General features: G+C 52.7%; 9 protein-coding genes. All 9 read left to right on the forward strand.

All coding sequences use genetic code 11. The features are described from left to right. On the forward strand, window positions 1–768 hold a 768-nt coding region (hisD, locus tag L696_RS0117275; protein ID WP_025684757.1), incomplete at its 5' end, for a histidinol dehydrogenase. Further along, window positions 758–1,366, forward strand: coding sequence for an imidazoleglycerol-phosphate dehydratase HisB (hisB, locus tag L696_RS0117280; protein ID WP_025684758.1), 609 nt, complete (start codon window positions 758–760; stop codon window positions 1,364–1,366). The genes hisD and hisB, both read left to right, overlap by 11 nt. Window positions 1,367–1,369: 3 nt before the next feature. Then, window positions 1,370–1,999: an imidazole glycerol phosphate synthase subunit HisH gene (gene hisH / locus L696_RS0117285; protein WP_025684759.1), complete on the forward strand. Its 630-nt coding sequence runs from the start codon at window positions 1,370–1,372 to the stop codon at window positions 1,997–1,999. 43 nt (window positions 2,000–2,042) lie between these two features. Further along, window positions 2,043–2,774, forward strand: coding sequence for a 1-(5-phosphoribosyl)-5-[(5-phosphoribosylamino)methylideneamino]imidazole-4-carboxamide isomerase (gene hisA / locus L696_RS0117290; RefSeq protein ID WP_025684760.1), 732 nt, complete (start codon window positions 2,043–2,045; stop codon window positions 2,772–2,774). An 11-nt stretch (window positions 2,775–2,785) separates the two neighbouring features. Beyond that, a complete protein-coding gene (gene hisF / locus L696_RS0117295; RefSeq protein WP_025684761.1) occupies window positions 2,786–3,544 on the forward strand; it encodes an imidazole glycerol phosphate synthase subunit HisF in 759 nt (252 codons plus the stop codon). Further along, entirely contained in the window at window positions 3,541–4,281 is a 741-nt protein-coding gene (hisIE, locus tag L696_RS0117300; protein WP_025684762.1) for a bifunctional phosphoribosyl-AMP cyclohydrolase/phosphoribosyl-ATP diphosphatase HisIE, read from the forward strand. The genes hisF and hisIE overlap by 4 nt, the downstream gene beginning before the upstream one ends. Window positions 4,282–4,317: 36 nt before the next feature. After that, on the forward strand, window positions 4,318–5,142 hold the full coding sequence (hisJ, locus tag L696_RS0117305) for a histidinol-phosphatase HisJ (RefSeq protein ID WP_025684763.1): 825 nt from the start codon (window positions 4,318–4,320) through the stop codon (window positions 5,140–5,142). A 232-nt stretch (window positions 5,143–5,374) separates the two neighbouring features. Next, window positions 5,375–7,156, forward strand: coding sequence for a tetratricopeptide repeat protein (locus L696_RS0117310; RefSeq protein WP_025684764.1), 1,782 nt, complete (start codon window positions 5,375–5,377; stop codon window positions 7,154–7,156). A gap of 39 nt (window positions 7,157–7,195) precedes the next feature. Next, a partial coding sequence (locus L696_RS0117315) for an NAD(P)/FAD-dependent oxidoreductase (RefSeq protein ID WP_025684765.1) occupies window positions 7,196–7,934 on the forward strand: 739 nt, incomplete at its 3' end.

A 7,934-nucleotide genomic window follows, 5' to 3' on the forward strand; every position in this document is an offset into this window, starting at 1 on the left:
CGGGTTGGCGGAGCACAGGCGATTGCGTCTCTCGCTTACGGGACAGATCGTATTGAACCGGTCGATAAAATTTGCGGTCCCGGCAACATTTATGTAGCGCTGGCGAAGCGTGAGGTGTACGGTGCGGTGGATATCGACAGTATTGCAGGACCAAGTGAAATTGTCGTGCTGGCTGACGATACAGCGAAAGCCTCTTATGTAGCGGCTGACCTGCTCTCGCAGGCAGAACATGACGAAATGGCCTCGGCCATTCTGGTTACGCCCTCGCAACGCTTGGCAGAAGAAGTATCAGCCGAGGTACAGCGCCAGTTGGCGGAGCTGCCACGCAGAGATATTGCTGCTGCATCGGTTGATGCCTATGGAGCGATTATTGTCGTGGACACTTTGCATGAGGGGATCCAGATTGTGAACAAGCTTGCCCCAGAGCATTTGGAAATCATGACAGAGAATCCGATGGAGCATGTGGGTCTGATCGAAAATGCGGGAGCGATTTTCCTGGGAGCGTACAGCTCGGAGCCGGTAGGCGATTATTTTGCCGGGCCTAACCACATTATTCCGACCAATGGAACTGCGCGGTTCTCTTCTCCGGTCGATATTGATGATTTTATCAAGAAGTCGAGTATGATCTATTACAGCAAGGAAGCGCTGCTACGCAATGGAGAGACGATTATGCAGCTTGCCCGGCATGAAGGGCTGGAAGGCCACGCAAGGGCGATACAGGTTCGATTGGACAATGAGAAGAAGGCGGTGGATGGCGATGGGGAATGAAAATAACGGTGCAGGACGTACAGGCAGCGTCAGCCGGAAGACGAACGAAACGGATATTCAGCTATCTTTTGCGGTAGACGGCACAGGGCAAACCGAAATCGAGACAGATGTCCCTTTTCTGAATCATATGCTGGATTTGTTCACCAAGCACGGACAATTTGACCTGAACGTACAGGCCAGAGGGGATGTTGACATCGACGATCACCATACCGTAGAGGACATTGGTATCTGTCTGGGGCAAACCTTGCTGGAATCGTTAGGTGATAAAAAAGGAATCAAGCGCTATGCCAGCGTCTTTGTACCGATGGATGAGGCGCTCGCGCAGGTCGTCATTGATCTTAGTAACCGACCGCATTTTGAGTATCGTGCGGAGTATCCGTCACAGCAGGTAGGGAGCTTTTCGACGGAGCTGGTGCATGAATTTCTGTGGAAATTCGCGCTGGAGGCTCGTATGACGCTGCACGTCATTGTTCACTACGGGCAAAATACCCACCATATGATCGAGGCGGTGTTCAAGGCACTGGGACGTGCGCTGGATGAAGCGACATCCATTGACCCGCGGGTGACGGGAGTGCCTTCGACGAAGGGAGTGCTGTAGTCCATGTCCATTGCTATTGTGGATTACGGCAGAGGCAATCTGCATAGTGTGAGCAAGGCGGTTGAGCGTCTTGGCTATGAGGCTGTAGTAACAGGAGATGCGAAAGTGATACGTTCCGCCAGCGGTGTGATTTTGCCGGGTGTGGGGGCGTTCGGAGACGCTATGGAGCATTTGCGTTCCAGTGGCTTGGATCGGGTCATTCAGGAGGTCGCGAGCGCTGGACAGCCGTTGCTCGGCGTTTGCCTGGGGATGCAGTTGTTGTTCACTCGTGGCGAAGAATATGGCAGCCATGAGGGGCTGGATATTTTGCCGGGAGAGGTCGTTCGCTTTGCTCCTGATTTGGGTGTGAAGGTGCCTCATATGGGCTGGAATCGTCTGCACATGACGCAGCCGGAACATCCGTTGGTGCAAGGCCTGGAGGAAGGGCATGTATATTTTGTGCATTCTTATCATGCGAAGCCGGAGGTCGAAAGTGACCTGCTGGCGGTAACTGACTATGGCGGGCCCGTAACAGCTATCGTAGGCAGGGGCCATGTATACGGTATGCAGTTTCATCCAGAGAAGAGTGGGGAAATGGGAATGCGGCTGCTTCGTCAGTTTTTGGAATTGGCGGAGGCGGAAAAGCGAGCGTAATTACACATAGGTATTTTTGAATAGCTCATAAGGGGGTCATACTTTGTTCACGATATATCCGGCGATTGATATTCGCGATGGCAAATGTGTACGGCTGGTGCAGGGTGATTATAACCAGGAGACGATATACAACGAAAATCCGGTAGAGGTGGCCCGCGAATGGGAACGCTTGGGCGGCTCCTACATTCATCTTGTCGATCTGGACGGTGCGAAAGCGGGTCAACCTGTGAATGATGAGCTGATCGGACGCATCGCGTCTGCGGTGCAGGTACCTGTACAGGTGGGCGGTGGCTTGCGTACACGCGAGCATGTGGAACGGCTGTTGTCACTGGGCGTGAGCAGGGTGATTTTGGGCACGGCGGCGATTGAGGACCGTGCTTTTACGGAAGCGGTGTTGGGTACCTATGGTGACCGGATCGCGATCGGTCTGGATGCGCGAAATGGCTATGTAGCGACACGAGGGTGGCTCGAAACCTCGGAGGTGCGAGCGGATGAACTGGCGGCTGAGCTGGCCTCCAAGGGCGCGGAAACGTTTATTTTCACAGACATTTCCCGCGATGGAATGATGCAGGGTCCGAATGTGGAGGCTATCGTGGCACTTGCGAAAAGCAGTGGACGCACCGTAATTGCTTCCGGTGGTGTCAGCAAGATGGACGATCTGATTACGTTAAGTGCCTATGCGCAAAAAGGTGTAGGCGGCGCTATTGTGGGTAAGGCATTGTATACAGGCAGCATTGATTTACAGGCCGCCGTACAAGCTGTAGCAAAGGCATAGGGGGAGTAGGCATGCTGGCTAAACGTATTATTCCCTGCCTGGACGTAAAGGATGGCAGGGTAGTTAAGGGCGTCAATTTTGTGAATTTACGCGATGCAGGCGATCCGGTAGAGCTGGCGGCGCTTTATGACCGGGAAGGGGCGGACGAAATCGTATTTCTGGATATTTCCGCTTCGGTTGAAGGTCGCGCCACTATGGAAGAGGTGGTTCGTCAGACAGCAGGGGAAATTGCCATTCCCTTCACCGTGGGCGGCGGGATATCCCATGTCGATGATATGAAGCGCATCCTGCGTGCAGGGGCGGATAAAATCGGCATTAATACGGCGGCCGTTCGTAACCCTCAGCTTATTGCGGAGGGTGCGCGCAGCTTTGGCTCACAATGCATCGTGGTTGCGATTGATGCCAAGTACAATGAGGCGTGGGGCGAGTGGGAAGTATATACGCACGGAGGGCGCACGCCATCCGGTATCCGTGCCTTGGCATGGGCCAAGGAGGCTGAACGGCTGGGGGCAGGCGAAATTCTGTTGACCAGCATGAATGCGGACGGAACCAAGGATGGTTTTGATCTGCCGCTGACCTCTGCGGTGTCGGATACCGTAGGTATTCCGGTCATTGCTTCTGGTGGAGCGGGGAAGCAGGAGCATTTTTATGACGTGTTTACGGCGGGTAAAGCGGACGCTGGCTTAGCGGCAACCATTTTTCACTATAAAGAAATAGGAATTCCCGAGCTGAAACGGGATTTGAAGCGCAGAGGAGTGGAGATACGATGAGCAACGAATTGAACCAGCAGCTATCTCTGGAACAGGTATTGGATAATATTCGCTGGAATGAAGCGGGACTTGTCTCAGCGATTGTGCAGGATGATGCCACGCTTCAAGTATTGACGCTGGCCTATATGAATCGAGAATCGCTGAAGCTTTCTCTGGAATCGGGAGAGACATGGTTTTGGTCCCGTTCCAGACGGGAGCTGTGGCACAAGGGGGCAACCTCGGGGAATACGCAAAAAATCACCTCCATCCAGTTGGATTGTGACGGTGACGCTCTGCTCGTCCGTGTCATTCCGAATGGTCCTGCCTGCCATACCGGAGCAACGAGTTGCTTTTTCCGTGATATTTCCGCACCAGGAACGGCTGTGGCTCCTGCTTCGGAAAATGCCGGGGGCCAAGCGTCGGCGGCGACTCAAACGGGCACGACTCATGCTGCAACAAACCGCTTTGAGGTGCTTGCCCAGTTGGAAGCAATCATTAAGGAGCGGGAAGTGACACGTCCTGAAGGGGCCTATACGACCTACCTTTTTGACAAAGGCGTGGATAAGATTCTGAAAAAGGTTGGCGAAGAAGCATCCGAGACGATCATTGCCGCCAAGAATAAGGATAATGAGGAGCTTCGTCTGGAGGTCAGCGATCTGATCTATCACTTGCTGGTACTGTTACAAGAGCGCAAACTACCGCTGGATGATGTGCTGGCTGAGCTGAACCGCCGTCATGAGCGTCCCCGTCGTGATTAAAATGGGTGATGTAGCGCTGAAAGAGGGGAGAGTCGCATGAAAATTGACTATCATACGCATCATGCCCGCTGCGGACATGCGATAGGAAATCTGGAGGAGTATGTGCAGCAGGGTATTCGGCTGGGGCTGGATCAGCTTGGCTTGTCCGATCACATGCCGCTATTGCATGTTAACCCGGCCGACTATTACCCGGAGATGGCGATGTCTATGGAAGAGCTGCCCCGATATGTGGAAGAATGTCTGGAATTAAAGGAACGCTATAAGGGACAGATTGACATTCGTGTCGGTTTGGAAGGCGACTACATCGAGGGCTGGGAACGGGAAATCGAAGACATCATCACCGCATATCCGTGGGATTATGTGATTGGCTCCATACATTTTCTCGGGGAGTGGGATGTAACGGATTTCCGTCAGGTACACCATTGGGAAGGCAAAAATGTGCTGGAGGTGTACCGGACTTATTATGATGCGGTTTCCAAAGCGGCAGCTACCGGTTTGTATGACATCATGGGGCATCTGGATGTCATTAAGCGTTTCGGCCACTATCCGAAGCCGGAGGAAGCGGAGGAGCTGCGTGAGCTGGAGCACTCTGTACTCTCGGCCGTTGCCCGCAGCGGGCGGGCGATGGAGCTGAATGCATCGGGGCTATCCAAGCCCTGTGCAGAGATGTTCCCGAGCCGCCGCATGCTGGAGGAGGCATTGTCGCTAGGCATTCCGCTGACGGTAGGCTCGGATGCTCATGATCCAGCGAAGCTGTCCGAGCATTTGGAGAAGGCGCGCGCGCTTCTTCATGAGGTCGGATATCGTGAGCTTGCTGTATTCCGGCAGCGTGAGCGCTCGTCCGTGCCGTTGATGCTTTGAGGTCTATGTTCTGCCTAATATATAGCTCAATAATCTGCCGAACGTTGCCTTTTTACACATGAAGGCGCGTGCGGCTATTTGGCTTATCCACTCATTTTCCAGCGGATGGGTCAGAACAGGGTTCCGTTTTTTTGGGATGAGGTATACCCTACTGTCAAGTCGTTTTATAGTTGTGGTATACTGAAGGGTATGAACATGCCAGTTACAGTTAAAGGAGGTGCCTTTGTTATTTATGAAAGGGAAACATCTGCGAGCTTCGGGACCTAGCCCTAAGATTATTGTTTTGCGTTTCGACGCATCTTTCTTTTTTGAGAAAGCTGTGCGCTCGCTTGATCGCAATCATTATGACAAGGCATTGAAATATTTTCGCAAAGCCGTTGAATATGAACCGGATAATCCGGTGAATCATTGTAATATGGCGGGTATATTATCAGAGATGGGGGATTATGCAGGCTCGAATGAGATACTGTCCTCTGTTCTGAGCGACGTAGACCCGTCGATGACAGAGTGTTACTTCTATATGGCGAATAATTACGCCAATATGGAGCAGTTTGAAGAAGCGGAGAAAGCCTTAGTCACGTATTTGGAGGAGGACGAAGAAGGACAGTTTCTCGATGAAGCCGAGGAAATGATGGAGTTGCTCTATTATGAGCTGGATCGTCCAACCAAGCTGAACCGCATTAAGGCCCGGCAGGGAGTGGTCGAGCATGATCAGGCCCGTGTCTTGCTGGAGGAAGGGAAGTTTGCTCAGGCGGCCCAATTGCTTAAGCAAATTTCAGAGGAACAGCCGGACATGTTCGCTGCGCGGAACAATCTGGCGCTGGCGTATTACTACATGGGACTGTTTCAAAATGCGAAGACTACCATTCTTCGGGTGCTGGAGGATGAACCGGGTAATTTGCATGCGTTGTGCAACTTGGCGATCTTTTATCAGCATGAGGGCGGAGGTCCGGAATTGGATCGTCTGATTCAAACGTTGACGGTCACCATACCATTTCAGGAGGAGCAGGTATTCAAGCTGGCTACTACGATGGGGATTCTCGGACGTCATGAGGAGGCCTACAGACATTTTCGTAGGTTGCTTCAAGGTGACGGAGAGAATAATGATGACGCCTCCCTGTACCATTATACGGCGGTGGCTGCCAGCAATACGGGAAGATATGCGGAAGCACGGCGGTTGTGGGGTCATTTGCAAAAGCAGGATGCTTCCTCGGAAGTTCCGCGGTTTTTCCTGTCCCGGCTGGAGGAGCTCCAGCAGGAGGGTACACCGCTACAAGTGCTCAGCTACCATTACCACCTCCCCTTTGAGGAACAATTCCGCATGTGGGAGAAGTTCGGAGCTGACCAGGTGCCTGACAGCATGAAGCGGGACCCGCTAATCCGGTCTTCCTTCTTCTGGGCGTTACGCCACGGTGATCGAGCGACCCAGCTTCAAGTCATTCAGGCGCTGAGCCTGATCGGTGACGATGAGGTGCGACAGGCATTGGAGTCCTTCGTAGAAGACCCGGATCAGGAAGGCGAGTTGAAACGGCGCGCCTTGCAAGTGCTGCAAGAGCTGACGGAGCCGCCAGTTAAGGGCATACAGGAGACAAATCAGGAAACGGAACGACTTCTGCGACCAGAGTCAGAGAAGGTTCACCACGTATCCGAAGATAAGGTGTCTGCCCATTCAACTGTCCATCCGGAATGGCAGGCAGTGCTGGATAAGGTACTTGCCGTTATGAGCAAGCCGTCTGATCCGGTCATGCAACGCGATTTGAGGTCACTTTGGCTGGAATATTTGGATCGGCTTGCCCCGGAAGTCCCGATTGTTCAGCATACTGAGGGATGGGCAGCGGCGCTGGAATACTTGACAGCCAAAATGCATCATCATTCGGTGACCTATCAGGAAGTAGCTGACCGTTATGGAATTTCCGTATCGACCGTAAGTCGCTATGCACGCCAGATTGACAGCGTGTGCGGTATCAAGCAGAAGATGAAACAGCCGATCTCCACGTTTAAAAAGCGGGTCTGAGACCTGCTCCAAACACCACTTAAGGGAGGCAACAAACGTATGTATAAATCCATAATTATTGGTACAGGTCCTGCAGGCTACACAGCCGCTATTTATTTGGCGCGCGCGAACATGAATCCACTGATCATTGAGGGAATGCAGCCCGGCGGGCAGCTTACCACAACGACTGAAATTGAAAATTTTCCGGGTTTTGAGCAAGGCATCCTCGGACCTGAACTGATGGATAACATGCGCAAGCAGGCCGAACGCTTCGGCGCTGAGTTTACTTCCGGCTGGGTAGAGGAAGTGGATTTCAGCAAGCGCCCTTTTAAAGTGAAGGTAGAGGGAAAAGGCATCATTGAGGCGGAGTCAGTGATTATTGCTACAGGCGCGTCCGCTAGGTATCTCGGTATTCCGGGTGAGCAGGACAATGTAGGACGCGGAGTCAGCACTTGTGCGACCTGCGACGGCTTCTTTTTCCGTGGGAAAAAGATCATTGTAGTAGGCGGAGGCGATTCGGCCATGGAGGAAGCGAGCTTCCTGACCCGGTTTGCCTCCAGTGTAACCTTGGTTCACCGTCGCGATGAGATGCGGGCATCTAAAATTATGCAGGATCGCGTACGGGAAAATGAAAAAGTGCATTGGGCGTTAAATCGGACTCCTTTGGAGGTCGTAACGGGAGAAACGGGATTAAAGGGCTTGAAGGTACACAATAATGAGACGAACCAGGATGAGCTGATCGAAGCAGATGGTGTGTTCGTGGCCATCGGACATACGCCTAATACGGGCTTCCTGAACG

The organism is Paenibacillus maysiensis (assembly GCF_000520815.1).
Classification (GTDB): domain Bacteria; phylum Bacillota; class Bacilli; order Paenibacillales; family Paenibacillaceae; genus Paenibacillus; species Paenibacillus maysiensis.

Bases quoted from the DNA above. Each gene is read 5' to 3' on its own strand.
- hisB (WP_025684758.1), top strand. From the start codon at position 758: ATGGGGAATGAAAATAACGGTGCAGGACGTACAGGCAGCGTCAGCCGG.
- hisH (WP_025684759.1), top strand. From the start codon at position 1,370: ATGTCCATTGCTATTGTGGATTACGGCAGAGGCAATCTGCATAGTGTG.
- hisF (WP_025684761.1), top strand. From the start codon at position 2,786: ATGCTGGCTAAACGTATTATTCCCTGCCTGGACGTAAAGGATGGCAGG.
- hisIE (WP_025684762.1), top strand. From the start codon at position 3,541: ATGAGCAACGAATTGAACCAGCAGCTATCTCTGGAACAGGTATTGGAT.
- hisJ (WP_025684763.1), top strand. From the start codon at position 4,318: ATGAAAATTGACTATCATACGCATCATGCCCGCTGCGGACATGCGATA.
- L696_RS0117310 (WP_025684764.1), top strand. From the start codon at position 5,375: ATGAAAGGGAAACATCTGCGAGCTTCGGGACCTAGCCCTAAGATTATT.